General features: G+C 59.0%; 26 protein-coding genes and 2 pseudogenes. 15 read left to right on the top strand and 13 right to left on the bottom strand.

Features of this window, described 5'->3' with window-relative positions; translation table 11 throughout:
- Positions 1–2 precede the first annotated feature (2 nt).
- Both ppnP and OYW20_RS16675 read right to left on the bottom strand, forming a co-directional pair.
- Entirely contained in the window at positions 3–287 is a 285-nt protein-coding gene (ppnP, locus tag OYW20_RS16680; RefSeq protein ID WP_268797048.1) for a pyrimidine/purine nucleoside phosphorylase, read from the bottom strand.
- Positions 288–385: 98 nt separating this feature from the next.
- Positions 386–928 carry an exonuclease domain-containing protein gene (locus tag OYW20_RS16675; RefSeq protein WP_268801161.1) on the bottom strand — a complete coding sequence of 181 codons (543 nt, stop codon included), beginning with the start codon at positions 926–928 and terminating at the stop codon, positions 386–388.
- Positions 929–1,308: 380 nt separating this feature from the next.
- Between OYW20_RS16675 and OYW20_RS16670 the strand changes: the two genes are divergently transcribed.
- Positions 1,309–2,139 carry a substrate-binding periplasmic protein gene (locus OYW20_RS16670; RefSeq protein WP_408005417.1) on the top strand — a complete coding sequence of 277 codons (831 nt, stop codon included), beginning with the start codon at positions 1,309–1,311 and terminating at the stop codon, positions 2,137–2,139.
- A gap of 143 nt (positions 2,140–2,282) precedes the next feature.
- On the opposite strand, the gene OYW20_RS16665 is transcribed toward OYW20_RS16670, so the two are convergent.
- Both OYW20_RS16665 and eat read right to left on the bottom strand, forming a co-directional pair.
- Positions 2,283–2,450, bottom strand: coding sequence for a DUF2897 family protein (locus OYW20_RS16665; RefSeq protein WP_268797047.1), 168 nt, complete (start codon positions 2,448–2,450; stop codon positions 2,283–2,285).
- 117 nt (positions 2,451–2,567) lie between these two features.
- The gene (eat, locus tag OYW20_RS16660) at positions 2,568–3,932 is read right to left on the bottom strand and encodes an ethanolamine permease (RefSeq protein ID WP_268797046.1); all 1,365 of its coding nucleotides are present in this window, start codon (positions 3,930–3,932) and stop codon (positions 2,568–2,570) included.
- A gap of 275 nt (positions 3,933–4,207) precedes the next feature.
- Between eat and pyrF the strand changes: the two genes are divergently transcribed.
- Positions 4,208–4,906, top strand: a complete 699-nt coding sequence (gene pyrF / locus OYW20_RS16655; protein ID WP_268797045.1) for an orotidine-5'-phosphate decarboxylase — start codon at positions 4,208–4,210, stop codon at positions 4,904–4,906.
- A 136-nt stretch (positions 4,907–5,042) separates the two neighbouring features.
- Here pyrF and OYW20_RS16650 read toward each other — a convergent pair whose 3' ends face one another.
- Positions 5,043–6,170, bottom strand: a complete 1,128-nt coding sequence (locus OYW20_RS16650) for a glycerophosphodiester phosphodiesterase (protein ID WP_268797044.1) — start codon at positions 6,168–6,170, stop codon at positions 5,043–5,045.
- A gap of 313 nt (positions 6,171–6,483) precedes the next feature.
- On the opposite strand from OYW20_RS16650, the gene OYW20_RS16645 reads away from it, so the two are divergent.
- The 4 genes from OYW20_RS16645 to OYW20_RS16630 all read left to right on the top strand — a co-directional run bounded on the left by OYW20_RS16645 (position 6,484) and on the right by OYW20_RS16630 (position 9,995).
- A complete protein-coding gene (locus tag OYW20_RS16645; protein WP_268797043.1) occupies positions 6,484–7,419 on the top strand; it encodes a 2-hydroxyacid dehydrogenase in 936 nt (311 codons plus the stop codon).
- Positions 7,420–7,478: 59 nt separating this feature from the next.
- Positions 7,479–8,243, top strand: coding sequence for an SDR family oxidoreductase (locus OYW20_RS16640; RefSeq protein WP_268797042.1), 765 nt, complete (start codon positions 7,479–7,481; stop codon positions 8,241–8,243).
- Between the two features lie 137 nt (positions 8,244–8,380).
- Positions 8,381–9,070 carry a fumarylacetoacetate hydrolase family protein gene (locus OYW20_RS16635; RefSeq protein WP_268797041.1) on the top strand — a complete coding sequence of 230 codons (690 nt, stop codon included), beginning with the start codon at positions 8,381–8,383 and terminating at the stop codon, positions 9,068–9,070.
- A 16-nt stretch (positions 9,071–9,086) separates the two neighbouring features.
- Positions 9,087–9,995 (top strand): helix-turn-helix transcriptional regulator, encoded by a 909-nt coding sequence (locus tag OYW20_RS16630; RefSeq protein WP_268797040.1) that lies wholly within the window; start codon positions 9,087–9,089, stop codon positions 9,993–9,995.
- 195 nt (positions 9,996–10,190) lie between these two features.
- On the opposite strand, the gene OYW20_RS16625 is transcribed toward OYW20_RS16630, so the two are convergent.
- Positions 10,191–11,057, bottom strand: coding sequence for a LysR family transcriptional regulator (locus OYW20_RS16625; protein WP_268797039.1), 867 nt, complete (start codon positions 11,055–11,057; stop codon positions 10,191–10,193).
- Positions 11,058–11,162: 105 nt separating this feature from the next.
- Here OYW20_RS16625 and OYW20_RS16620 point away from each other — a divergent pair, with 105 nt between their 5' ends.
- Positions 11,163–11,891 (top strand): CTP synthase C-terminal region-related (seleno)protein, encoded by a 729-nt coding sequence (locus OYW20_RS16620; RefSeq protein WP_268797038.1) that lies wholly within the window; start codon positions 11,163–11,165, stop codon positions 11,889–11,891.
- On the top strand, positions 11,878–12,204 hold the full coding sequence (locus tag OYW20_RS16615; RefSeq protein WP_268797037.1) for an antibiotic biosynthesis monooxygenase family protein: 327 nt from the start codon (positions 11,878–11,880) through the stop codon (positions 12,202–12,204). Before OYW20_RS16620 ends, OYW20_RS16615 begins: the two co-directional genes overlap by 14 nt.
- A 9-nt stretch (positions 12,205–12,213) precedes the next feature.
- On the opposite strand, the gene OYW20_RS16610 is transcribed toward OYW20_RS16615, so the two are convergent.
- The 3 genes from OYW20_RS16610 to OYW20_RS16600 form a co-directional block, all read right to left on the bottom strand.
- Entirely contained in the window at positions 12,214–13,632 is a 1,419-nt protein-coding gene (locus OYW20_RS16610; RefSeq protein ID WP_268797036.1) for a short-chain fatty acid transporter, read from the bottom strand.
- 250 nt (positions 13,633–13,882) lie between these two features.
- Positions 13,883–14,539, bottom strand: coding sequence for a CoA transferase subunit B (locus OYW20_RS16605; protein ID WP_268797035.1), 657 nt, complete (start codon positions 14,537–14,539; stop codon positions 13,883–13,885).
- Between the two features lie 110 nt (positions 14,540–14,649).
- Positions 14,650–15,351: a CoA transferase subunit A gene (locus tag OYW20_RS16600; protein WP_268797033.1), complete on the bottom strand. Its 702-nt coding sequence runs from the start codon at positions 15,349–15,351 to the stop codon at positions 14,650–14,652.
- A 126-nt stretch (positions 15,352–15,477) separates the two neighbouring features.
- Here OYW20_RS16600 and OYW20_RS16595 point away from each other — a divergent pair, with 126 nt between their 5' ends.
- The 7 genes and pseudogenes from OYW20_RS16595 to OYW20_RS16570 form a co-directional block, all read left to right on the top strand.
- Positions 15,478–16,374, top strand: coding sequence for a LysR family transcriptional regulator (locus OYW20_RS16595; protein WP_268797032.1), 897 nt, complete (start codon positions 15,478–15,480; stop codon positions 16,372–16,374).
- Positions 16,375–16,588: 214 nt separating this feature from the next.
- Positions 16,589–17,959: a GntT/GntP/DsdX family permease gene (locus OYW20_RS16590; protein ID WP_268797031.1), complete on the top strand. Its 1,371-nt coding sequence runs from the start codon at positions 16,589–16,591 to the stop codon at positions 17,957–17,959.
- 247 nt (positions 17,960–18,206) lie between these two features.
- Positions 18,207–18,482 carry a hypothetical protein gene (locus tag OYW20_RS16585; protein ID WP_268797029.1) on the top strand — a complete coding sequence of 92 codons (276 nt, stop codon included), beginning with the start codon at positions 18,207–18,209 and terminating at the stop codon, positions 18,480–18,482.
- A gap of 162 nt (positions 18,483–18,644) precedes the next feature.
- Positions 18,645–19,037, top strand: a pseudogene (locus OYW20_RS16580) (LysE family translocator); the annotation flags it as partial.
- A gap of 56 nt (positions 19,038–19,093) precedes the next feature.
- The gene (locus tag OYW20_RS26360) at positions 19,094–19,390 is read left to right on the top strand and encodes a transposase (RefSeq protein WP_408005416.1); all 297 of its coding nucleotides are present in this window, start codon (positions 19,094–19,096) and stop codon (positions 19,388–19,390) included.
- On the top strand, positions 19,387–20,220 hold the full coding sequence (locus tag OYW20_RS16575) for an IS3 family transposase (protein ID WP_268797028.1): 834 nt from the start codon (positions 19,387–19,389) through the stop codon (positions 20,218–20,220). The genes OYW20_RS26360 and OYW20_RS16575 overlap by 4 nt, the downstream gene beginning before the upstream one ends.
- A 40-nt stretch (positions 20,221–20,260) precedes the next feature.
- A pseudogene (locus OYW20_RS16570) lies at positions 20,261–20,473 on the top strand (LysE family translocator); the annotation flags it as partial.
- 6 nt (positions 20,474–20,479) lie between these two features.
- Here the strand turns inward: OYW20_RS16570 and ssuE are convergent.
- The 4 genes from ssuE to OYW20_RS16550 all read right to left on the bottom strand — a co-directional run bounded on the left by ssuE (position 20,480) and on the right by OYW20_RS16550 (position 24,280).
- Complete coding sequence (gene ssuE, locus OYW20_RS16565) at positions 20,480–21,064, bottom strand: NADPH-dependent FMN reductase (protein WP_268797027.1); 585 nt, start codon at positions 21,062–21,064, stop codon at positions 20,480–20,482.
- 364 nt (positions 21,065–21,428) lie between these two features.
- Positions 21,429–21,575, bottom strand: coding sequence for a hypothetical protein (locus OYW20_RS16560; protein WP_268797026.1), 147 nt, complete (start codon positions 21,573–21,575; stop codon positions 21,429–21,431).
- A gap of 27 nt (positions 21,576–21,602) precedes the next feature.
- Positions 21,603–22,688 carry a polysaccharide biosynthesis/export family protein gene (locus OYW20_RS16555; RefSeq protein ID WP_268797025.1) on the bottom strand — a complete coding sequence of 362 codons (1,086 nt, stop codon included), beginning with the start codon at positions 22,686–22,688 and terminating at the stop codon, positions 21,603–21,605.
- Positions 22,689–22,867: 179 nt separating this feature from the next.
- Entirely contained in the window at positions 22,868–24,280 is a 1,413-nt protein-coding gene (locus OYW20_RS16550; protein ID WP_268797024.1) for an undecaprenyl-phosphate glucose phosphotransferase, read from the bottom strand.
- Between the last annotated feature and the right edge of the window lie 10 nt (positions 24,281–24,290).

Genomic DNA, 24,290 nt, shown 5'->3' with positions numbered 1-24,290 from the left:
GATCAGTGGTATTCGCACAAGTAAGCGGTGTCTACCGTGACTTTGAGCTGGAATTTGCTCTCGCCCGGCACTTCGAACGACTCGCCGGCGGCGAAGGTTTTCCAGTCACTGCTGTCCGGGAGCTTGACAGTCAGTGAGCCCGATACGACCTGCATGGTTTCAGGCTGGCCGGTGCCAAACTCATATTCACCTGGAGCCATGACGCCCACAGTGGCTGTTTTCCCTTCGATGGGCGTGAACGCAATGGACTTGACGGTGCCGTCGAAATACTCGTTGACCTTGAGCATGAAGGGTCTCCTTGGAAGGGCTTTAAAGGGCTTGAAAAGGCAGGACAGTATGCCGAACAGGTAAATGGGCGTCATCCGCTTTGAACAATGCGTCGCGTCTACGTTGCCATGATCAGCGGCAACAGGCGTGCGGTGTTGCGTGCGTCGTTCAAAGCGCGGTGCTGCTGGCCATTGAAGTGCATACCCGCCAGTTGAAGCGCGCCATTAAGGCCAGGCGCCTTCTGCAAATGACGCGCCTCGGCAAACCGTTGTTTGAGGTTGAGGTGGGGCAGGGTGCTCAGCGCGCTGGTCAACTGTTGCTGTCGCCATTGGAGTTCCAGTTGCTGACGATCATAATCGCCCCAACTGGCCCAGCCCGCGAGCTTGTGCTGGTGGTGACCCAACCAGCGCTCGAACTGCGGCCAGACCGTGCCCAAGGTCGTGGCGCTGTCTATGTTGCTCTGAGTGATGTGCGTCAACTCGCGGCAGAACAGCGTCAGCAGGGGGCGGCGCAATGGTCGGACGAAGCGTTCGAAATGGTCCACCTCGCGCCCGTCCTGATTGACCACGGTAGCGCCGATCTCGATGATTTCCATTTCTGCGACGGGCCACCCGCCTTCCTCGGTGGTGGCCTCCAGGTCAATCACCAGCCAATGGGGCATGTCGAACTCCAATTTCAACCCAGTACTCATGACCCGTGTTCACGAACTGAAGCGTAGTCATATTAAGCCCGCGTCGTCCAACCGCGATGCAGGCCCTGCTATTGTCGGACTCATCCCACACGCCATGGTTTGCGACGGCACGGGTTATTTTTGAGAAACAGTTGTTTTTTAGCGCTGAAGGCCAGCTTTCCTGACGGCTGGCATCGGCAGAGATTGCTGCGGGAAGTGTTTTCAGGCTTGATTCGGCTTAACAATCGCGGCTGATTTTGCGAAAGCTAAACTCGGCTTTATTTGATCATTGTCTAATTGTGTCGAAGCGCCTAATTTATCGGGATTCGATTCGCCAGAGGTGCTTTGTGTTGAGGTCTACGTCCCTGCGGATGGCTGTTAAAACGTCGTTAACAGTGCTCTTCAAAAGTTCGCTCCTGGCGATTGCAGCGCTCTGTGCGGCGCAGGCAGGCGCTGCGCAGTTGGTGCGTATTGGCGCGGCCCATTTCCCGCCGTACGCCATACGCCCTGAACGAGGCGCAGACACAGGTCTGCTGCCGCAACTGATTGTCGCGCTCAATGCGATGCAAAAAGATTTCCACTTTGAAATCGTGCCGACCTCGATCCCTCGTCGCTTCAGGGATTTCCAGCAGGCGCGGTTTGACATGGCGATTTTCGAGAACCCCGAGTGGGGCTGGAAAGACTATCCGCACGTGGCGGTCGACATGGGCCTGGAAGACGCCGAGGTGTTTGTCACCCACCGCATCAAAGGCCGCGATCAAAGTTACTTCGATCAGGTCAGCGGCAAACGGCTCGCCTTGTTCAGCGGTTATCACTATGCCTTTGCCAAGTTCAACGCCGATCCCAAATACCTGGCCGAGACTTACAACGCGACATTGACGTACTCCCACGACAGCAACTTGCTGATGGTGCTGCGCGACCGTGCCGATATCGCCTTGGTCACGCGCTCTTACCTCAGTGCTTTTATGGCAAGCAATCCTGATGATGCGGATCAGTTTCTAGTGTCTGACCGGGTTGATCAGGTCTATCGACACTTTGCGCTGTTGCGCCCGGACGGGCCTATTACCGGGGATCAGTTCAGCGCGTTGTTGCAGCGGCTGCGTGACAATGGCGAAATGTTCAAGATATTCGAGCCCTACCGGATCGCCGTCATGGCGCAGGCCAGCCATCGTGCAGTGGCAATAGATATGGGGGGGGAGTGAGCGCGAGTGGCTGCTGATGGCGAGGCAAACCTTCAGGCGTTTTGCCTCCTGGATTGGTCGTGGACCGGATGGGTTGACGAGGCCGCTGACCGGTTTAACCCGATTGCTGCCTCGTCGGTAGCGGACTCTTAGGGAGCCTTCGATTATCGGTCCCGAGCTTCTTTGGCATCCATCTCAGCGTTGCGCTCATGGACGCGTTTGAGTTGTTCTTCGGTCAGGGGCAGCTTTTTGGCTGAGTCTTTGAGCATCATCAGGCCGCCGACGATCGAACCGATTGCAACTACCAGAATTAACCAGGCATACCAGGGCATTTGGGCTCTCCTCTTGTGATACCTGTTGGAACAGCGGCGCTGTCCAGTGGTTCAATTGTAGGTGCCCGATGACAGGCCCGCGTCTTTTCGAGGCGGGCCTGTTTGCCACTCCGGATGTCAGAGGCCAGTAAGCATCGCGTCGGCAGGCGCTGCGGCGCGTGAACGTGCGGTGAGCAGGAAGTAGATGAAGCCCACCGCCATGAACGCCAGGAATATCAGACCGATCAATGCGTTGAACCACGCCATCGCGATCAGGCAAACCATTGCCAGAGCCAGCGCAATGCCCGGCACGACCGGGTAGCCCGGTGCACGGAAGGTGCGTTCGAGCAGCGGTTCGGTCTTACGCAGCTTGAACAGGCTGAGCATGCTCATGATGTACATCACAATTGCGCCGAACACGGCCATGGTGATCATGGCAGCGGTAAGCGTCATGCCGCTGAGGTTGATCAAACCGTCGCTGTAGATCGCTGCGATACCGATAAGACCGCCGACGATGATCGCCCGATGCGGCGTCTGGAAGCGCGACAGCTTGGCCAGCGAAGCCGGCAGATAACCTGCGCGGGCAAGGGCGAAGAACTGACGCGAGTAGCCGAGGATGATGCCGTGAAAGCTCGCCACCAGACCGAACAAGCCAATCCACACCAGCATGTGCATCCAGTTGGAGTTCTCGCCGACCACCGCTTTCATGGCCTGTGGCAGCGGGTCATTGATGTTGGAAAGGGTGCGCCAGTCACCGACGCCGCCGGCAAAGAACATCACACCTATCGCCAGCAGAACCAGAGTAATGATGCCGCTGATATAGGCCTTCGGAATCGTGCGCTTGGGGTCTTTGGCTTCTTCGGCGGCCATAGCGGCGCCTTCGATGGCCAAAAAGAACCAGATCGCGAACGGAATCGCAGCGAACATCCCCGCGATGGCGCCAGGGCCGAAGGTGTCGGACCCAGCCCAGCCGTTGAGCGCAAAATTGCTGAAGCTGAAGGCCGGAGCGACCACGCCCATGAACACCAGCAATTCCAGGACCGCGAGCACACAGACCACCAGTTCAAAGGTGGCTGCCAGTTTGACGCCGAGAATGTTCAGGGTCATGAACACGATGTAGGCGCCGACGGCGGCATGTTTGGGGTCGAGCCCAGGAAATTGCACGTTCAGATAGGCGCCAATCGCCAGCGCGATGGCCGGTGGCGCGAAGACGAATTCGATCAGCGTCGCCATGCCTGCGATCAATCCGCCTTTTTCACCGAAGGCCCTGCGGCTATAGGCGAATGGGCCGCCTGCGTGTGGGATGGCGGTGGTGAGTTCGGTAAAACTGAAAATGAAACAGGTGTACATCGTCGCGACCATCAACGAGGTCACCAGGAAGCCGAGCGTGCCGGCAACCCCCCAGCCATAGCTCCATCCAAAGTATTCGCCTGAAATGACCAGCCCGACGGCTATCCCCCACAAGTGAAGCGTACCCAGTGTGGGCTTTAGTTGCGTATTCATGCGTCTCTCCCTGGAGTCATTGGATCATTGGGCAAGTTGTTGCAGCGGTCATGCCAGTGGGCCGCAGGTAGGTCGTTATGTTTCAAAACCTGTCGCTTGCAGAACGTTTGTTACTGGATGTAAGCGTAGACGATCGTGATTGGTGCGCTCTGTGCGCATGGGTAGTGCAGAATCTGCCGCATCCAAGCCGCGCAGAATTCCCGATCATTGGGTCCCGCGCTCCGACATGTTCAGCTACAATGCGCGCCGATTTCGACTTGCCAGAGAACCCGCTCATGTCCGTCTGCCAGACCCCCATCATCGTCGCCCTGGATTTTCCTACCCGTGAAGCTGCGTTGAATCTGGCCGATCAGCTGGACCCCAAGCTGTGCCGGGTCAAAGTGGGCAAAGAGTTGTTCACCAGCTGCGCGTCCGACATTGTCGAGACCCTCAACGCCAAGGGCTTCGAGGTGTTCCTGGACCTCAAATTTCACGACATTCCCAACACCACCGCGATGGCCGTCAACGCCGCAGCGGAAATGGGCGTGTGGATGGTCAACGTGCATTGCTCGGGTGGACTGCGGATGATGGCGGCCTGCCGTAATGTGCTGGACCAGCGCAGCGGGCCAAAGCCGTTGTTGATCGGCGTGACCGTGCTGACCAGCATGGAACGTGAAGACCTGGCCGCCATCGGCCTGGACATCGAGCCGCAAGAGCAGGTGTTGCGCCTGGCAGCGTTGGCGCAGAAGGCTGGTATGGACGGTCTGGTTTGTTCGGCACTTGAGGCGCAGGCTTTGAAGCACGCACATCCATCGCTGCAGTTGGTCACGCCGGGGATTCGTCCAGCGGGCAGTGCGGTCGATGACCAGCGCCGTATCCTGACGCCGCGTCAGGCGCTGGATGCAGGTTCTGATTACCTGGTCATCGGCCGCCCGATCAGCCAGGCGGCCGATCCCGCCAAAGCACTGGCTGCAGTGGTTGCAGAGCTGGCGTAACCACGCCCGTTTTTCGAATCGCGTCCGCGTTACGGACTGTCTGGTTTCTGTAGGGGCCAACGTGTTGGCGAGGCGTCTTCCGGGTTGAATCCCGATTCAGGCCCCGCGAATCACTTCGGCCCCACAGGGTTTAAGATCAGAAGCCGTTGCGCTTGAGGATCGCGTCGATGCTTTCTTTTGCAGGCCGACCGTAAAACTTCAACAGCTCGGACGTCCTATTGGTGAAGAATCCGTCCACGCCATTGCTGCTGATCGCCTTGAAATCCACTGCTTCGTCGACGGTATACGGGTGCACAACCATGCCGCGGTCGTGGGCCATCTTGTTCATCCACGGCTGAACCAGGTCCATATAGCTCTGGTCACCGCCGTTTTTCAGGGCTGATGCGGGGCCGGTCCCAACCGCGCCGTGTGCCTTCGCCCAGTCCATCCAGCTCGCAAACTCTTCCTTGGATTTCACCTGTTGGCTGGCGTAGAAGGCGGCTTTGTCCTTGGCTCCCGACGTCTTGAACGTGGCATCTGAACTGGCTGCAATCGAGCCATCGCCCAGCCACAACAGCAGAACCTTCGGCACATTCGGCATGCTCTTCTGCAACAGCTCAAGGCTCGGTTTCTCGAACGTCTGCAGGACCACGCGGCCCGGCATGTGCGCTGTGTTCACATAACCCTTGGCTGCCGCCGGGCGCTCGCTCAACCAGCCACGCTGCTGCAGTTTTTTCTGCAGGTCTGCTTCGATGCCGGGAAACTGCGCCGGAACTTTGGTTTCGATGTACAGGCCAGGCTTGTTCTTGCCACCTTCTGCGATGTCGATCACTTCATCGAGCGTCAGGATTTTCAAACCGGCGTAACTGGCGCGAGCGCGATCAGGGTGGGCTTTGTTGAACCACGAGCCAGCGTCCAGACGCTTGAGCTCGTCGAGCGTGAAGCTGCTCAACGGCTGCCTGGCGCGATCAGGGAAAACATCGGCGATGTTGGTGGTGCGCTCCAGCGTGTCGTCGTGCAGCGCAATCAACACACCGTCCTTGGTGCGCTGAATGTCCATTTCCAGGTAGTCGGCGCCCAGCTCACGGGCCAGGGTGTACGAGGGGACGGTTTCTTCGGGCGCGTCGAACGATGCGCCACGGTGGGCAATGACCGCAGGCCACGGCACGCCGATCTGCTGCGCGATGGCCTTGCCTGGCTCGTTGGCCGCCATCGCTGCTCCCGATGACAGAAGTACACCGGCCAATGCGGCGCCGCCTAATGTTCTGGAAATTCGGTTGAACATGGTCTCGACATTCCTTATGTGCACGATTGATTCATGTAGGGGCAGGCCGTGAGTCATTCACTCTCCCCGGACGCTCCTTCAGAGCATTAGCAGCTACGCCACCTTCGAGCAACCCGGCTGGCATTGTGAGAGTGCCTCTTTCGCTCGGCAGGTGTTCTGCAAAGCGCCTGCAGCCCCAGCCCCTTAAACGCCCTCAAAGCTTAGTCCGAGCATGTTTCGATCCGATGTAACGTGAAATCGGGTCAGCGGTCTGCCAAAGCGTTCTGACTCGCGTTACTGTCTGCGTCATCGATTTTTTGTACGGAGCGGGGCGATGTCAGCGACAGTTTTGGTGTTGGTCGAAAGCGTGAATGAGTATTTGCCGATCCTTGAGGACGCCGGTTTTCGTTTGATTCTGGCGCCGACTCCAGCTACGCGAGCCGAAGCGGTCGCACAAGGTGGCGATCAGATTACGGCGGTGCTGACCCGTGGGCCGCTGGGTTTTTTTGAAGAGGAAATGGCCGCGCTGCCCAATCTGAAGATTATTTGCGTGATCGGTGCCGGCTATGAGCAGGTCGATTTGCCGGCAGCCGAGGCGCGCGGGATTACCGTCACCAATGGCGCCGGGGTCAACGCGCCCACCGTCGCTGATCATGCGATGGCGCTGCTGCTGTCGATGGTTCGCGACATCCCGCTGGCTGATGCGTCGGTGCGTCGCAGCGAATGGCGCAAGGTCACGCGGCCCACCTTTGCCAATAAGCGCATCGGTATTCTCGGGCTGGGTGCCGTGGGCCTGGCGATTGCCAAGCGTGCTCAGGGTTTTGACATGCACGTCAGTTACCACAGCCGCACGCCGCGCACAGGCGTTGATTTCGATTACTGCGAGACCCCTTTAGCGCTGGCCCACGCCTCGGATTTTCTGATCGTTGCCACGCCGGGCGGCGCAGGCACGCGGCACTTGATCGACAAAGCTGCGCTGGCGGCACTCGGGCCAGAAGGATTTGTTGTCAACATCGCGCGCGCCAGCGTGATCGCCACCGACGATCTGATCGATGCGCTTCAGCACGGGCGAATTGCCGGTGCAGCGCTGGACGTTTTTGACGATGAACCTCAAGTCCCTGACGCGCTGAAGACGCTCAACAACGTTGTGCTGACCCCACATGTTGCGGGGTTGTCGCCGGAAGCGTCACGCGGAACGGTCCAACTGGTCGCCGACAATCTGCTGGCGTTCTTTGCAGGCAAACCAGTGCTGACGCCGGTTCACAGCTGATCGAGCCATTTATTTCGCTGTTATTGAATATGTCTTTCAACAAAAACAAGGATCCCTTCATGTCCACATCCAACCCCACGAAAGTTGCGCTGGTCACGGGCGCTGGCAGCGGTATCGGTCGCGCGGTCGCTAAACAGTTACTCAAGGACGGATTTACGGTGGTGCTTGCCGGGCGTCGTATCGAGCCGCTGAATGAGCTCGCCGAGCAGGCTCGGGCTGCGGGCCAACAAGCATTGGCGGTGTCCACCGACGTGCGCGATCCGGCGAGCGTCGAGGCGCTGTTCGCACAGATCGAGCAGACCTGTGGCCGGCTGGACGTTTCTTTCAATAACGCCGGTATCGGTGCGCCAGCGGTGCCGATGGATGAGCTGTCATTCGAACAGTGGAAAAATGTCATCGACACCAACGTCAACGGGGTCTTTCTGTGCGTGCGTGCGGCGTTCGGCCTGATGCGTCGTCAGGTGCCGCAAGGCGGGCGGATCATCAATAACGGGTCCATTTCATCGCACACGCCACGGCTCTTCAGTTCGCCCTACACGGCAAGCAAGCATGCGGTGCTGGGGCTGACCAAAAGCACCGCGCTGGACGGCCGGCAGTACAACATCGCGTGCGGGCAGATCGACATCGGCAATGCCCTCACCGAAATGACCGAGCGCATGACCCATGGCGTGCTCCAGGCCAACGGGGTACTGGCGGTGGAGCCGACCGTGGACGTGCAGCATGTGGCCGAAGCGGTGAGTTACATGGCCGGGCTGCCGTTGTCGGCCAACGTGCTGAACATGACCGTCATGGCCAGCAGCATGCCCTTCGTAGGGCGCGGCTGATCGCGCAGGCGTTGGGTGGCGAGGGCTGAAACAAACACCGTTGTTTCGTCCAGCTATCCGAGGGTTCTGTCCAGGTTGTTGCCCGGAAATCCCTTCACACTGGCGCCATTACGATCACCGTCCATTGAGGAAAGACCATGAGCGAATTCGTCATCGCCCCCGTTGCCACGCCGTCGCTGGCTGTTGAAGGCACGTCCAGCCGTTTTCCGATCCGTCGTGTGTTTTGCGTGGGCCGTAATTATTCCGAGCACGCCCGGGAGATGGGTCACGACCCTGATCGCGAGCCGCCGTTCTTCTTCATGAAGCCCGCAGACGCCGTTGTCCCTGCTGAGGGCGATATCGCCTATCCGCCGTTGACCGAGGATTTGCACCACGAGATCGAGCTGGTGGTCGCCATCGGCAAAGATGGCGTCGATATCAGCCCTGAGGACGCGTTGAACCATGTCTGGGGCTATGGGGTTGGTTTGGACCTGACGCGGCGTGACCTGCAAGCCCAGGCGAAAAAGATGGGGCGCCCCTGGGAGTTCGCCAAGGCCTTTGACGCCTCCGCGCCCGCCACGCCATTGCGGCCAGTGAGCCAGATCGGTCATCCTGCGAAAGGCGCTATCTGGCTGGACGTCAATGGCGAGCGTCGGCAGCGTGGCGATCTGTCCGACCAGATCTGGGCCGTGCAGGACGTCATTGCTTACCTCTCGCAGTCGGTCGGTCTAAAAGCAGGCGACCTGATCTACACCGGTACACCGGCGGGCGTGGGTGCGCTGCAACAGGGTGATGTCGTTACCGCAGGCGTCGAGGGTGTGGGTGAACTGAGCGTGACCATCCGTTGATTTTCAGGTGCTTTCAATGACGGCGACTCAGTCCCGGATTCCCACATACGGCATGCAGCAACGCAGTGACCGCATGGATTTTTACATCCGTGACAAGTCTGCGCGGCCGGCACTGACCTCGCCGCACCGGCACGAATACTTCCAGATCCAGATCAACCTCGGTGGCGACACGGTGCAGCATATCGGGGGCGCAGTCAGGCCGTTTGCGAGCAACACTCTGGCCTTCATCCTGCCGCATCGGCTGCATGTGATTCCGCACCCTGAGGACGGCAATTTCGTACTGATCAATTTCGCCCAAGCGTTTCTGCTGCCGCACGTGCAATGCGACCCCATGGATCTGGAAGACATTGCCATCAGCCTGGCGCCGGAACTGGCGCCGTTTCGGTTTCAGGAGCATTTGGATTTTGTGCTTGGCGATGATGACTTCTCGCACGTTCTGGCGCTGCTGATGCAGATGCGCGAGGCCGATCAATCCCGGCAACTGGGCTCGGGGTCGATCCTGCGTGGCTATCTTCTGCAACTGATCGGTACGGTGTGCAATGTGTTCGAAGACGAGTTGCTGACCCTGGCGGCGAACAAGGCAGAGCGCAGAGGGCGGCGCGACGCCCTGGCGCGGGTGATGGACTGCATTCGGCAGAGGATCGCCGATCCGGGTTTGAGCCTGACGGAGGCTGCGGCTGCGGCGTTTCTTTCGCCCAACTACCTGACCCATCTGTTGCGCAAGGAAACCGGCAGCACGTTCTCTGAACTGGTGAGCGAGCGCCGCATGCGCCTTGCGCGTACGCAACTGATCAACAGCGACAAACCCCTGAGCCATATAGCCGAGGTCTGTGGATTTACCGATGAAGCTTATTTTTCAAGGCGTTTTCGCAAAACCCACGGCCTGCCGCCGGGACAGTTTCGGCGCGAACAGCGAGGCGGTTGAGTTTCGCAGGTGGGGGCGTCTTTGTAGGCATCATCGCGAGCAAGCTCCGTCCCGCAGCTCAAAATCCTGGAGACGCCGCCAATACCCTGTAGGAGCGCACGAGCACCGCGAGGCCGCGATGGGCTGCGCAGCGGCCCCGAAACCGGACGCCTCGGTCTTCCTGGCGCAAAGCCTTGTCAGCACCCGAGCGTCACGTCAGCGCAATCGGATGGCTTGGGTCAATTCGCCAAACAAGGTCGACACCGAGCGCAGTGCTCGGCAGTCGGGGCGCGTCAGCAGCCACAGCGCTGTGTCGTGGCCCTCTAGCCGCATACCGAGTTGCTCGAGCTCATCGCCACGCAGCAAAAAATCAGGCAGCGCTGCCACGCCCATGCCTGCCCGGACCAGTTGCGCCACTGCCAGCATCGAACTGCATTTATAGGCCGGATTGATACCCGGCCAGTGCTGGCGTCGCCAAATGACGGTGGGGTGATCGGGCAGGAAATCATCCGGCGCGATCCAGTGCATCTTCTCCAGATCCACAGACTCGGCACGGCGCAGATAGTCGGCGCTCGCGCACACTTGATACGACACCGTGCCCAGTTGCGAACCCACCAGGTGCTCGGGCGGACGATTGGTCAGGCGCAAGGCGATGTCTGCGTCACGGCGGCTCAGGTTGGCGAAGCCGCTGGACGTGTTGAACTCCAGCTTGAGCCCCGGGTAGTCGGGCATGAAACTGCTCAACGCCGGCAACAGCAGGCTTTGTAAAACCGCCTCGGTACACGTCAAACGGACCGTGCCGCTGACGATGTGCTGGCCTTGTTCAAGGCTGATCTGTGCCAGCTCAAGCGCCTGTTCGGCGCTTTGTGCCTGCTGCGCGAGGACCAGTGCGACGCTGGTCGGCGTATACCCGCTGCGACTCTTTTCGAACAGCGCCGTACCGAGCGACGTTTCTAGCCTGCGCACCGAACGAAACACCGTCGATACGTCGACTTTCAAGCGTTCCGCCGCCCGCGCCAGCGTTTTGCCGCGCACCAGCGCGAGGATCAGCGAGAGGTCTGAATGATTGATTCGATAGTGCATGGCTGCATTGATCACTTGCCTGAACGCCAATTTTTATTGCAGAGACGCAAGCTTATAGTGCCGTCCAGACACGCGGTAAAGCATTTTTATCTTCAAGGAGCGGTGATGAATCATCAGCAAGCTATACGCATTGCACTGGTTGGCGATTACGACCATAACGTGCCAGCGCACCAGGCGATTCCGGTAGCGCTAGGGCGCGTCAAGGAAGAACTGCGCGTGGATCTCACATGGCACTGGTTGCCGACCGTCGAGGTGGGTGATGGCCAGGGCTTGAAGGAATTCGACGGTATCTGGTGCGTACCGGCCAGCCCGTATCGGGACATGAACGGCGCGCTGACTGCCATCCGCTTCGCCCGCGAAAAACAGGTGCCGTTCCTCGGTACGTGCGGCGGGTTCCAGCATGCGCTGCTGGAGTACGCACGCAACCAATTGGGCTGGATCGACGCTGAGCACGCAGAGACTGCGCCGGACTCGGACCGCGCCATCATCACGCTACTCAGTTGCTCACTGGTGGATTCGTTCGCGCCGATTCGATTACTGGCCGGGTCACGCATCGCCGATGCCTACGGCGCGCTCGATGCCGAGGAGCGCTACCGATGCCGTTACGGCCTGCGGGAAGAACTGCAAGGCGAGATGTTTGCAGGACCGCTCACGGTTTGTGGCCGAGACCAGGCCGGTGAGGTTCGGGCGGTCGAACTCAAGGGGCATCGTTTCTTCGTGGCGACCTTGTTTCAGCCCGAACGCGCTGCGCTCAAAGGATGCACGCCGCCCCTGGTGAGGGCTTTCGTGCAGGCGTGCACGAGCAAGAAAGGAGCGTCTGATGATCATCGATAACGTATCCGCACCCTGCTACGCGGTGATTTTCACCTCGATCCGTACCGACGAAGACCCTGAGGGCTACAGTCTGGCAGCGCAACGAATGCTTGATCTGGCACGCCAGCAACCGGGATTTCTGGGCGTTGAATCAGCGCGTGAGGAAGGCGGTGTGGGTATCACTGTCTCGTACTGGTCCAGCGAGGCCGCAATTCTGGCGTGGAAACACCACCCCGAGCATGCGGTGATTCGTGAACGCGGGCGCTCGACCTGGTATCAGCGCTGCACTACTCGGGTGGCGAAGGTCGAGCGCCATTACGGCTATAACGCCTAGGGCACGCCTCTAAGGCATGACCGGCGGTATGTACGCCAGCGTGGTGCCCAGCGCCCAGAGCAAGAACAGCACCAGCGGCGTATGCACCAATAACTGCACGAAGGAGAACCCGATCAGATCCCGAGCCTTGAGCCCCAGTACGCCGAGCAACGGCAGCATATAGAACGGGTTGATCAGGTTGGGCAGTGCTTCGGCCGCGTTGTAGATCTGCACCGCCCAACCAAGGTGGTACTTGAGGTCGTTGGCGACCTGCATCACGTACGGCGCCTCGATGATCCATTTGCCGCCGCCGGACGGGATGAAGAAGCCCAGAATCGCCGAGTACACGCCCATCAACAGCGCATAGGTGTCGTGCGAGGCGATGCTGGTAAAGAACAGGGAGATGTGGTGCGCGACCGTTTGCGCATCGCTGCCCTTGACCGTGGTCAGCAGTGCGGCGATGGACCCGTACAACGGAAACTGGATCAACACGCCGGTGGTGGTCGGCACGGCACGCGCCACTGCATCGAGGAAGCTGCGCGGACGCCAGTGCAGCAGCGCGCCGACCATGATGAACAGGAAGTTATAGGTGTTCAGGCCGGAAATCGCCGTGATGGCCGGCTTGGTGGAGAACTCGTTGAACAACCAGCCAGACGCCAGAATCACCATCAGGATGATCAGCAGCGGGCTGTATTCAAGCCATTCGCCGGGACGGGTGCGCGGGGGCAACGGCGGCAGGCTGAAGGCTGGATCGACGCCGCAATCCTTGGCCTCGCGTGCGCTGTTCGGGCCGGGTGCCGTGGCGTACGCGACGATGATCGAAACCACGACCAGCGCCAGCAGCATCACGCCCGATTGCCACAGGAAAATCGTCTGGGTGAACGGTATGACACCGGTAATCGCCAGGATCGATGGCGGCAAGCTGGCCGGGTTGGCCTGCAACTGCGCCGCCGACGACGACAGGCCCAGCGCCCAGACAGCACCAAGGCCCAGATACGCAGCAGCGCCGGCTGCGCGATAGTCCATTTTCAGATCGGTGCGACGGGCGAGGGCACGCACCAGCAAGCCGCCAAACACCAGCGACAGCCCCCAGTTGAGCAGCGACGCCACCATCGAGATCAACGCAACCCAGGCCACCGCCGAGCGGCCGTTTTTCGGGATGCGTGCCAGGCGGTCGATCAGCTTGACCGCAGGCGGGGAGCTGGCGACCACGTAACCGCCGATCACGACGAAGGCCATCTGCATGGTGAAAGGGATCAGGCTCCAGAAACCATCACCGAAAGCCTTCGCGGCGTCGGTGGGTTTGGCGCCTATCACCAGCGTGGCCACTGTCACGATCACTACGGCAAGCGCGGCGAACACCCAGGAATCAGGGAACCAGCGTTCCGCCCATTTGGCGCAACGCAGGGCAAAGCGGGCATAGCGGCTTTCTTCGATATCAGCGGCCACGTGTGTTACCTCTTGGAATTATTGTGTTGGTGCTATTGAGATAGCTGTTTTTAGTGTTGGCGGTGGTGCGAAAAGGGTGTGTCTCAGATACAGCAAAGCCCCTTCATTGCTGAAGGGGCTGATGTCGCAAGCCCTGTAGAGCCAACTTGTTGGCGAGAGGGCAACATTCGGTGTGTCAGGTTCCGCCTCGCGAACAAGTTCGCGCCTACAGTTTTCGTTCGTATTCGGTCCGAATCTGGGGTGGTGCTGATTAAAACGTCATTTCAATCACGTCATCCGGCACGATCAGCTTGCCGGCGGTCTTGGCGATGATTTCTTCAACGGTCACGCCAGGCGCTGTCTCGCGCAGGATGAAGGCGCCATCTTCGATCTCCAGATACGCAAGGTCAGTCAAGACCTTGCGGATACAGGCGGCTCCGGTCAGCGGCAGGCTGCACAGTGGCAGCAGCTTGGACTCGCCGTCTTTGGAGGCGTGGGTCATGGTGACGATGATGTTGTCGGCACCGGCTACCAGATCCATCGCGCCGCCCATGCCTTTAACCAGCTTGCCGGGGATCATCCATGAGGCGATGTTGCCCTGAACGTCAACCTCGAACGCCCCGAGCACGGTCAGGTCGACGTGGCCGCCACGGATCATCGCGAATGATTGCGAGGAATCGAAAATCGAGGCGCCTTTGCGCGCCGTCACCGTTTGTTTGCCGGCGTTGATCATGTCGGCGTCGATGGTTTCTTCGGTGGGGAATTCGCCCATGCCCAGCAAGCCGTTTTCCGATTGCAGCATCACGTCGATGTCGTCGGGCACGTAGTTGGCGACCAGGGTCGGGATGCCGATGCCCAGGTTCACGTAGAAGCCGTCTTGCAATTCGCGCGCAACGCGCTGTGCCATTTGTTCGCGGGAGAGTGCCATTGTCTTGGGTCTCTTTTATTGTGTCCGGCCGCTCGGTTGGCCAGATTGTTTCAAGTTGAAAGCGCCAGGTTCAAAGCGCCTGGTAGAAACGCTTCGAGAACGACGAGCGCTTAGGCTTCTTTGAGCGTGCGTTTCTCGATGCGCTTCTCGAAGGTGCCCAGAACGACGCGGTCCACATAAATGCCGGGGGTGTGGATTTCGGTGGGCAGCAACACGCCGGGTTCGACGATTTCTTCCACTTCAACGACGGTAATTCGGCCTGCGGTGGCAACCACCGGGTTGAAATTTTGCGCGGTGTGGCGGTACACCACATTGCCGAAGTGGTCGGCTTTCCAGCCTTTAACGATGGCGAAGTCGCCGGTGATGGCTTCTTCAAGGATCACGTTGCGGCCGTTGAACTGGCGGGTTTCCTTGCCATCCGCGACGGGGGTGCCGTAGCCGGTGGCGGTATAGAAAGCGGGGATGCCGGCGCCGCCTGCGCGCATTTTTTCAGCGAGGGTGCCTTGGGGGGTGAGCTCGACTTCAAGTTCGCCGTTGAGCAACTGACGCTCGAACAAGGCGTTTTCGCCGACGTAGGACGCGATCATTTTGCGGATCTGGTGGTCTTCCAGCAGGATGCCCAGGCCGAAGCCATCGACACCGCAGTTGTTGGAGACGACGGTCAGGCCCTTGACGCCGAGGCGTTTGATCTCAGCGATCAGATTTTCCGGGATCCCGCAGAGACCGAAACCACCGGAAAGCACGGTCATGTTGTCGGTCAGCCCCGCGAGGGCCTCTTCATACGTTGCCACTCGTTTGTCGAGTCCAGCCATGATCAATCCCGCCTTTTTATAGTTGTCCGACAATCTGGCAGTCGGTACGCGTTCATCGCATCTTCTCTCGGGCTCAGTGATTTGTTAATTTTGTTTTTTTCATTGATTGATAAGAAAAGTAAATAAATGAATGTGAAGCAGCTTCGCGCTTTTCTGGCGGTCGCTCAGTGCCTGAGCTTTGCCCAGGCCGGGGAACGGCTGCACCTTTCGCAACCGGCACTAAGCCTGACGATCAAGGCCCTCGAGGAAGACCTCGGCGGTCAACTGCTGACCCGCACCACGCGCAATGTGAGCCTGACCCCTGAAGGCGAAACCCTGCTGCCCATTGCCCGCCAACTGCTGGCCGATTGGGACAACACAGAAGAACTGCTGCGCCAGCGCTTCACGTTGCAACTGGGCAAGGTCTCGGTGGCGGCCATGCCTTCATTCGCGGGCAATCTGTTGCCGGCTGCGCTGAAGGTGTTCCGTCAGCGTTACCCGAGGGTCAATGTCGCGGTGCACGATGTGATCAACGAACAGGTGCTGGAAATGGTAGACCATCGGCGCGTGGAACTCGGTGTCGGTTTCGAGCCGGAATCGAGTAACACGTTGTCGTTCACGCCGTTCTACACAGACCGGTTTGTGGCGGTGGTGCCGATGGATTCAACGCTCGCCGAGAAGGGGCTGGTGACCTGGGATGAGTTGCTGCACCACGACTTCATTACGTTGCAGCGACCTTCCGCAGTGAGATTGTTGCTGGAGCAGGACCTGCGCGTTCAGCACGGCAGGTTGTCGGTGGCCTTCGAAAGCCACCAGTTGTCCACCGTGGGCAGAATGGTTGCCAACGGTCTGGGCGTCAGTGCAGTGCCGTCGCTGTGCATTCAGCAAATGCAGGAACTGGGCGCGCGCTGCATCGCGCTGGAAGGCCCGATCATCGAACGGCGCATTGGTTTGATGACGCTGGCCGACCACAAAATGTCGGCCGCCGCGCAGGCATTGCGCGATGTGTTGATTGAGTGCGCGCAGGTTACTCAGGCCTTGTAGGAGCGCGCTTGCCCGCGAATGCGTTGTGTCAGGTCCATAGTTGTCATCAGACAGAATGCAAACGCGTTCCTAAAGATGGCCGTGAGACCCTGACCACACAGCTTCGCTGTCAAAAGTTTCACTGCGGCGCAATGTCGCATCCGGTATCGTTTGGTAAATTGATACAAGTTGTTTCGCTAGTGCTGATTACCACCAAATGATAAGGAGTCCGCTGTTGGACGCTTCTTCTGCTGTCTGGGTGTTGCACGACACCCAATTGATCGTCTGCTGCCTGATCGCAATCGCCACCATCATTGTTCTCATCAGTGCCACCAAACTCCCGCCGTTTCTGTCGATTCTGATCGGTACGTTCATTGCCGGGATCGGTGCCGGGCTGCCTGCCGAAGCCGTGGCCAAGGCGTTCAGTAAGGGCGCTGGCGGGATACTCGGCGAGGCCGGGATCATCATTGCGCTAGGTGCCATGCTGGGCGCGTTGATGGCGGAGTCCGGCGCTGCAGACCGGATCGCGTCCACGTTGCTCGGGCTGGGCAAGGGCAAGGCGCTGCCGTGGGTGATGGCGTTGGTGGCAATGGTCATTGGCCTGCCGCTGTTTTTCGAGGTCGGTCTGGTAATGATGGTGCCGATCATTTTCGTGATGGCGCGCCAGTCGGGTCAGCCGCTGCTGAAGATTGCGATTCCGGCACTGGCCGGGATGACCACGCTGCACGCGTTGATGCCGCCCCATCCTGGGCCATTGATTGCGGTCAGTGCGCTGCATGCCGACCTTGGCCTGACGATGTTGCTGGGGTTTTGTATCGCAGTGCCGGCGGTGATTCTGGCCGGTCCGCTGTATGGCAACTGGCTGTCAAAACGCATGCACATCCAAGCGCCTCCCGAGCTGGGGGAATTGTTTTCCGCCAAGCCCGGTGTCACGCGGCAACCGGGTTTTGGCATCTCTTTGCTGATCATTCTGCTGCCGGTGATGTTGATGTTGGGCAGCACGCTGGCCAAGATCGCCATGGCGCCTGAAAGCAGCGTTGCGTTGACGTTGAAATTTCTTGGCGAGCCATTGGTAGCGTTAGGTATCGCGGTACTCGCTGCGGTGATTTGCCTTGGCTGGGCCAACGGACTTTCCCGGGAACATGTGGGTGGGACGCTGCGCAAAAGTCTGGCGCCGATTGCGGTGCTGCTGCTGACCATTGGCGCAGGCGGTGGTCTGAAACAGACATTGCTGGACGCGGGTGTCAGCCAGACCATCAGCAAGGTGGCGGAGGGCGCACACATGCCCTACATCGTGCTGGCCTGGCTGATTGCGGTGGCGCTGCGTCAGGCCACTGGTTCCGCGACTGTTGCAACCACCACGACGGCAGGGATTCTGGCGCCTTTGATGGCCGGACTGGCGGCGACGCAAAGCTCGCTGGTGGCCTTGGCGATTGGTGCGGGGTCGGTGTTCTTCTGTCACGTCAATGACGCGGGCTTCTGGATGGTGCGTGAGTACTTTGGCTTGCAGCTCAAGCAGACGATCTGGGTCTGGTCGGTGCTGCAGACCATCGTCTCGGTTGTGGGGTTGATCGGCACGTTATTGCTTTGGCAATGGCTGACGTGAATTGATGCGGCAGGAGGGATCTGGAACAGCCATTGGAGCAAGGACTGCGCACCTGTTGAGCGAGGCTTGCCCGCGAAGCGTTTTGCCGGGCAGGTCATGAACGAACACGCTGTGGAGACCTCTTCACAGCCAAACCCCGCTCCAACGCCAAGTGACAATAGCGACTATCGAGACGGTTGATTTTTGCTGGACGGGCCTCAAGCGTAGCCTTGCATCCATTCCAGAAACGAGCCGAATGGAGGCTCTCATGAACCGTCTTGTTGCCCTTGCCCTGTTGCTTTCAGTCACCGTCGTATCTGGCTGTGCCGCAGGTAATCATCCCGAATCGCGTGCGTACACCCCGGCAGAAACCCAGCAACTGGCGCTTGAAGACCTGAACCGGCGCGGTCTTTCCTACGATGAATACCAGGCCCGTAAAGCCCGGCTGATGGCGCAGCCCGAACTGCAGCGGGTTCATGCATTCGATAACCGCGGCGAGTACAACGCCGAAGTCAATCTGCCCAATCGAGTCCGTCAGGGTTAAGGGATCGTCCTCAGCGGGCTGCCCTCTTGGGTAAATAACAGTTTCTAGAAATTATCTTTATTAAAAAACTGTACTGGCGAAAGTCAGCATCACTGTGCGTGTGTTTTGAGTCCCCGCTTGCGTAGCGTGGGGCCTTCGAATCGACCCGTTGATGGACTGCACATGTTTACCGCCGAACTGCTTGTTGCCTTCGTTTTATTTGCCTTCGTTTCATCGATCACTCCCGGCCCGAACAACACCATGCTGTTGTCGTCAGGGGTGAACTTCGGTTTCAACCGCACCGTTCCGCACATGCTCGGCATCAGTTGCGGTTTCGCCGTGATGGTCCTGGCAGTGGGTTTGGGGCTTGGCGCGGTGTTCAAAGCCTATCCACTGCTTTACACCGTTTTGCGCTACGCGGGCGCCGCGTATTTGCTTTATCTGGCTTACAAAATTGCAACGTCCGGCCCCGTTCGGGATACCGGCGGCCAGGAAGGGCGGCCCATGAGTTTCCTCGCCGCCGCTGCATTCCAGTGGGTCAATCCAAAAGCCTGGGTGATGGCGATTGGCGCCATTGTTGTGGCTCAATATTTGTGGACCATGATGTAGGAGTTTCAACCTAAGGAAGCATCATGGGATTTCGGGTCGTCAGCGCTGAAGAAAAGGCCGAGGCAATACGCTTGGTCGTCGAGATGAAATACTCAATACCCAAGGCATGCGAGCAGACAGGCGTTGGGCCCACTGCACTGCGGCGATGGGTTTGGCGATGGCGCAAGGAGCAGATAGGAGCGGCGCAAACCGCACGCCCGCAAGATCAGGATCTGATCGATTCGTTGCAGGCCAGACTTGCGCTGCTGGAGGCCGAAAATGATGTCCTAAAAAAGCAGTTGCCCTCTCATCTAAAGGTGCTGTTTGGCCGAAGACCATGATCGAGGGCGCGGGACAAGGTTTATCGGTTCGCCACAAATGTCGTGTGCTGGGTGTGCCCCGCAGCACCTATTACGCCCTGCGCCGCCCCAAGCCTCCAAGGCGCATTGATCGACAGCTTGAAATCAAAATCCGTGGTTTGCACAAAGACCACCGTGGCGCGTTGGGCAGCCGTGGCTTTGCCAAAGCGCTGAAGATCGAGGGTTTCGTAATCGGGCGCCATCGCATGCGCGGTTTGATGAAGAGCCTCGGGCTGGTCAGGCGTAAAGCGCAGTACAAGCATTATCGTCGTGTGACAAAGCCGTCCAGTGTTGCGCCGAATGTGCTCAAGCGCCGCTTCAACCCAGCACGGCCTAATACATTTTGGGCGGGCGATATCACGTACATAAGGGTCGGGGGCAGTTGGTTGTACCTGGCGGTCGTGATGGATCTTTTCTCACGCAGAATCGTTGGCTGGGCGTTTTCGAGAACAGCCGATACCGAGCTGTCGTTGCGGGCATTGAGGTTGGCAGTGGGGATGCGCAGGCCTTCCCCGGAACTGGTTTTTCACTCGGACCAGGGATGTCAGTACACCGCTGATCGATTTGTGGCCTATCTGAGGGAGAAGAAGATCGTGCAAAGCATGAGTAGACGCGGAAACTGCTGGGACAACGCCGTGGTGGAGCGTTATTTCAGATCACAGAAGCACGACTGGTCACCTGAAAATGGTTACACCAATCACTTTGAGGCAGAGCGGGACGTGATGGATTTTATTGCACACTACAACCATCGTCGTTGCCACACTGCCGCAAAGAACCTGCCGCCTGCTATTTTCGAAAAGCTGGCGGCCTAATACTCCTACGTAATGGTCCAAAAAAACTGGACCAGTACACATCAGCACCTACACGCCCATGAACGGCTACTTCACCAATGTGGCGATCATCGCGCTGGTGTTCGGCGTCGTGAACCTGCCCGCCGTGAGCCTTTGGGCGGGGTGTGGCAGCTTGTTGCGCAATGTGCTGCGCGATCCTTTCTGGCTGCGGGTATTCAACGGTGTGATGGCCGTTTTGCTGGTGCTGTCGTTGTACCCGTTGCTGGAGGGCTAAGGCCTTTTACAGCGCCAGTTGCAGGTGCCCGCCAGCGTCTTTGTGTCGTGCATGCGTGCGGTGCTGCAAGCTCAGTTGAAAATGTTCCAGACCTTCATGCAGCCGCTCGGTGAGTAGCTCATCGAGTTCGCCGCCCTCTGGGTGTGCTTCGTTGTAGCTGATCTGGCTGTCAATGGCATAAATGCCATGCAGCACTTCCTGGCATTTGAGTGCGGACAGTACCGGCTTGAGCGCGTAATCCACCGCCAGCATGTGGGCGATGCTGCCGCCGGTTGCCAGTGGCAGAACGACTTTGCCATGGAGTGAGCGCTCCGGCAGCAGGTCGAGCAGGGTTTTCAGTGCACCGGAAAACGACGCCTTGTAGACCGGCGTGCCGATCAACAGACCGTCAGCCTGTTTCACGGCTTCGACGAAGGCCACCACTGCCGGGCTGTCGAAGCGAGCGAACAACAGGTCCTCAGCGTTGAAATCATGGATGCGCACCGGGCTCACTGTCGCGCCACGGTCTTCCAGCCAGCGGGCTGCGTGTCTAAGCACTACACCGGAACGCGATCTTTGCGACGGACTGCCTGCAATTGAAACTACCCGCATAGTTTGAATTCCCTGGATCAAGTCATGCCTTTGCCGGGCGCGCCGTGCAACGAGGCATGAGTGCGAAAAAATGTCGTGATGAAAATCAACCCAGTACAGTGCTTAGCAGCATGCATGCCAGCGCGATCAGCAAGCTGGATCGCCCGAAAAAGCGGGTGTGCGCGCGGTTGGCTGGGTGTGGTGTGCCGGGGTAGGTGTGCAGAAGTCGGGTAACTGTTGATGGGGTGTGTCTCCAGCAACAGCAGGGGATGGTTTTTACGATGGCTGCGTAGCGGCGTTGAAACCAGACACCGCGGTTGCGCCTGATCAACCGCATGCGCAGGTTTTACTGCCGCTGCGCAACAGATCGCGAACAAGTTCACTCCTACAGCCCTTCGGGCAGAATCAACATCCCAAGCGCTCCGGGTAGCATCAAAATCCCGAACGCTGCGGACCGCACCAAAAATCCCAAATTCCGGTCAAAAAAAATCCCCGCAGCCTGCGCTTGCGAGGATTTTTCTGTTGCGTTCATGCCGTTAAATCTTGCGTTTACCGCGCCTCAATTCTTGAACATCGCGCCTGTCTGCACGATGTTGTTGGAGCCCAGCAACTGACTGATGAAGCGGTTCCAGCGTGTGATGTTGGCCGGACCGACGAACACCACGTCCTGTGCTTGGAGCTCGAATTGTTTGGCGAGGAGGTAGCCGGTGGGCTTCACGGCGTTCAGGTGGTAGACCGTCGATCCGTGGGTGGCATCCTCGCCTGCACGAATCACATACACCGCGTCGCCGTCGGCCGCGTCCGGGCTGAGGCCGCCTGAACTGCCCAAAGCCTCAAGCAATGTCACGCTGGTGGTGCTGAAGGAAATCACCTGTGGTCTTTGCACTTCACCCAAGACGTAAATCTTGTTCTTGGAGTTGCTGTTGAGGTGAAGGTAGTCGCCGTCCTTGAGGAAAATCCTGCTCAGTTGCGAGTCTTTGCGGTTGAGCGAATCCACATCGATCACGTAGTCCTTGCCGTCGCGGCGCAAGGTCAGGCCCGCGAGGTTGGCGTCTGTCAGGTCCATGCCCGCCTGACTGATCGCCTGCACCAGGCTCAGCGGAACATTGGTGATCGGTTGCGGACCTCCGGTCCTGAATGCACCGGACAGCAATACGCGCTGGCTGTTGTAACGCAGCACTTTGACGTCGACTTTGACCTCGGTGTATTGCGGCAACAGGCCCATGCGCAGTTGCTCACGGATCTGCGCAACGGTCTTGCCAGCGGCTTGCACACGGCCCACGTACGGGAAGAACACCGTGCCGTCGTTCAGGACCTCACGGCTGTTGGCGTCCAGTTGGTCAGTGGATCCAGGCGCTGTCAGTTCAGGGTGCTCGAACACCGTTACCAGCAAAGTGTCGCCTGGGCCAACCACGTATTCAGGGGTCTTGTAACTGAGCAATTGGGGGGGTAACGGTTTTGCCAGGGCGGCGGCACGCTGCTGTTGCTGTTTCAGCGTGGCGGGAGTGATTTTGATCAACGTGACATTCGGGCCGTCCGGGTCTTTTTCGGTGACTTCATCCAGGGTCATGTGCTGCCCTGGTGCAAATGCACAGCCTTGCAAAATCAGACTGGAAAGCAGCACAACAGCTAACGTTACTTTCATATGACGTTCCTTCCTATTAGGCGCGTTCTGGCACCACAGTGATTTCATTGCATCCCTTACAAACACCGAACTTCTGATTACAGGTACTCATGCAGGGGGTCACCTGCTGCAGAGCGCGTTACGTCCCGGCTGTTGTTGTTTTGGGTGAGGGTTGATCGACGCGATGAATGACGTTGTCGCTAAAAAGCGTTCTTGTTGACGAAGCCTTTGAAGAGCGTCAGCAGGATGATTTTCATGTCCAGCCAGACCGACCAGTGCTCGATGTACTGCAGGTCGAATTCCACGCGTTTGCGCATCTTGTCCAGGGTGTCGGTTTCGCCCCGCCAGCCATTGATCTGTGCCCAGCCAGTGATCCCCGGCTTGACCTTGTGTCGCAACATGTAGCCGGCGACCTGTTTGCGGTACTGCTCGTTATGCGCCACGGCGTGGGGCCTCGGGCCAACGATGGACATCTCGCCACGCAGCACATTGAAAAACTGCGGTAGCTCGTCCAGCGACGTCCGGCGCAGCAATGCACCCAGCGGCGTGATGCGGGCATCGTTGCGCGTGGCCTGAGTGACCCGTTTGTCATTTTCCTGAACGCTCATGCTGCGAAACTTCCAGACCATGATCGGCCGGCCGTCCAGCCCGTATCGACGCTGGCGAAACAGCACCGGGCCTGGCGAGGTGAGCTTGATGGTCGCAGCAATCAACAGCAGCGGCAGGGCGATCATGGTCAGGATGATGCTCGACAGCACGATGTCTTCGGCGCGCTTGACCATGCTCCAGGCACCGTCCATGGGTGAGTCGAAAATGCTGATGCTGGGCAGGCCGTTTATGCTTTCACTGCGAGCGTGCAACAACTCGAACATGAACACGTCCGGGATCACATAGACCGACGCGGTGGTGTCGCTCAACCCCCTGATCAACTGTCCCAGTCGGGTCTGGCTGTCCAGCGACAGGGTGATGTAGACCTTGTCGATCCTGCCTTTGCGTGCATCGATGAGCAGTTGGTCAAGCCCGCCCAGCACCGGGACCCGGCGACCGATTCGCGCCAGATCCATCTGCTGCGGCTGGTCATCGTAAAAACCCAGCAGGTCGAGGCCCATCCATGGCGCGCTTTCGATGGATCTGGCCAGCCGCTCGCTGCAATGGCCGGTGCCCACTACTGCAACACGGCGAATGTTGAAACCCTGACTACGCAGTCCTTGCAACAGGCTGCGAATCCCCAGTCGATAACCGCACAATGCGAGCAGCACCGTTGCAAACCAGGCCAACTGCGCGTGATCACGGACGCCGGTGTGGTTGAGCAGCAGGTAATCGGCGCTCAGCAACACCGCGAAGGTCAATGCCCAGTAATTGAGGACCTTGAGCAGTTCGCGGCCAATCCGTTCGCCACGCCATGAGCCGTAGAGCTGGTGACATTCCCCCAGCCAGTGAAAGACCAGCACCGCAAGCAAGATCTGAGTCCACGCCTCGGCGGTCAGTGCCATACCGTTGAAACGGGCCTGACAGGCGCCGCCCAGGACGATCACCGTCAGGTCCAGTAGACGGTGAGCGACCGAAAGCGACGATTGATGAGCCTTTAGGATGCCGCGCAACGGTGTGCTCATGACGGTGCTC

Source organism: Pseudomonas sp. BSw22131, from assembly GCF_026810445.1.
Classification (GTDB): Bacteria; Pseudomonadota; Gammaproteobacteria; order Pseudomonadales; family Pseudomonadaceae; genus Aquipseudomonas; species Aquipseudomonas huanghezhanensis.
Note: the sequence above shows the minus strand (reverse complement) of the source record. Positions and strands in the feature narration are given on the sequence as shown.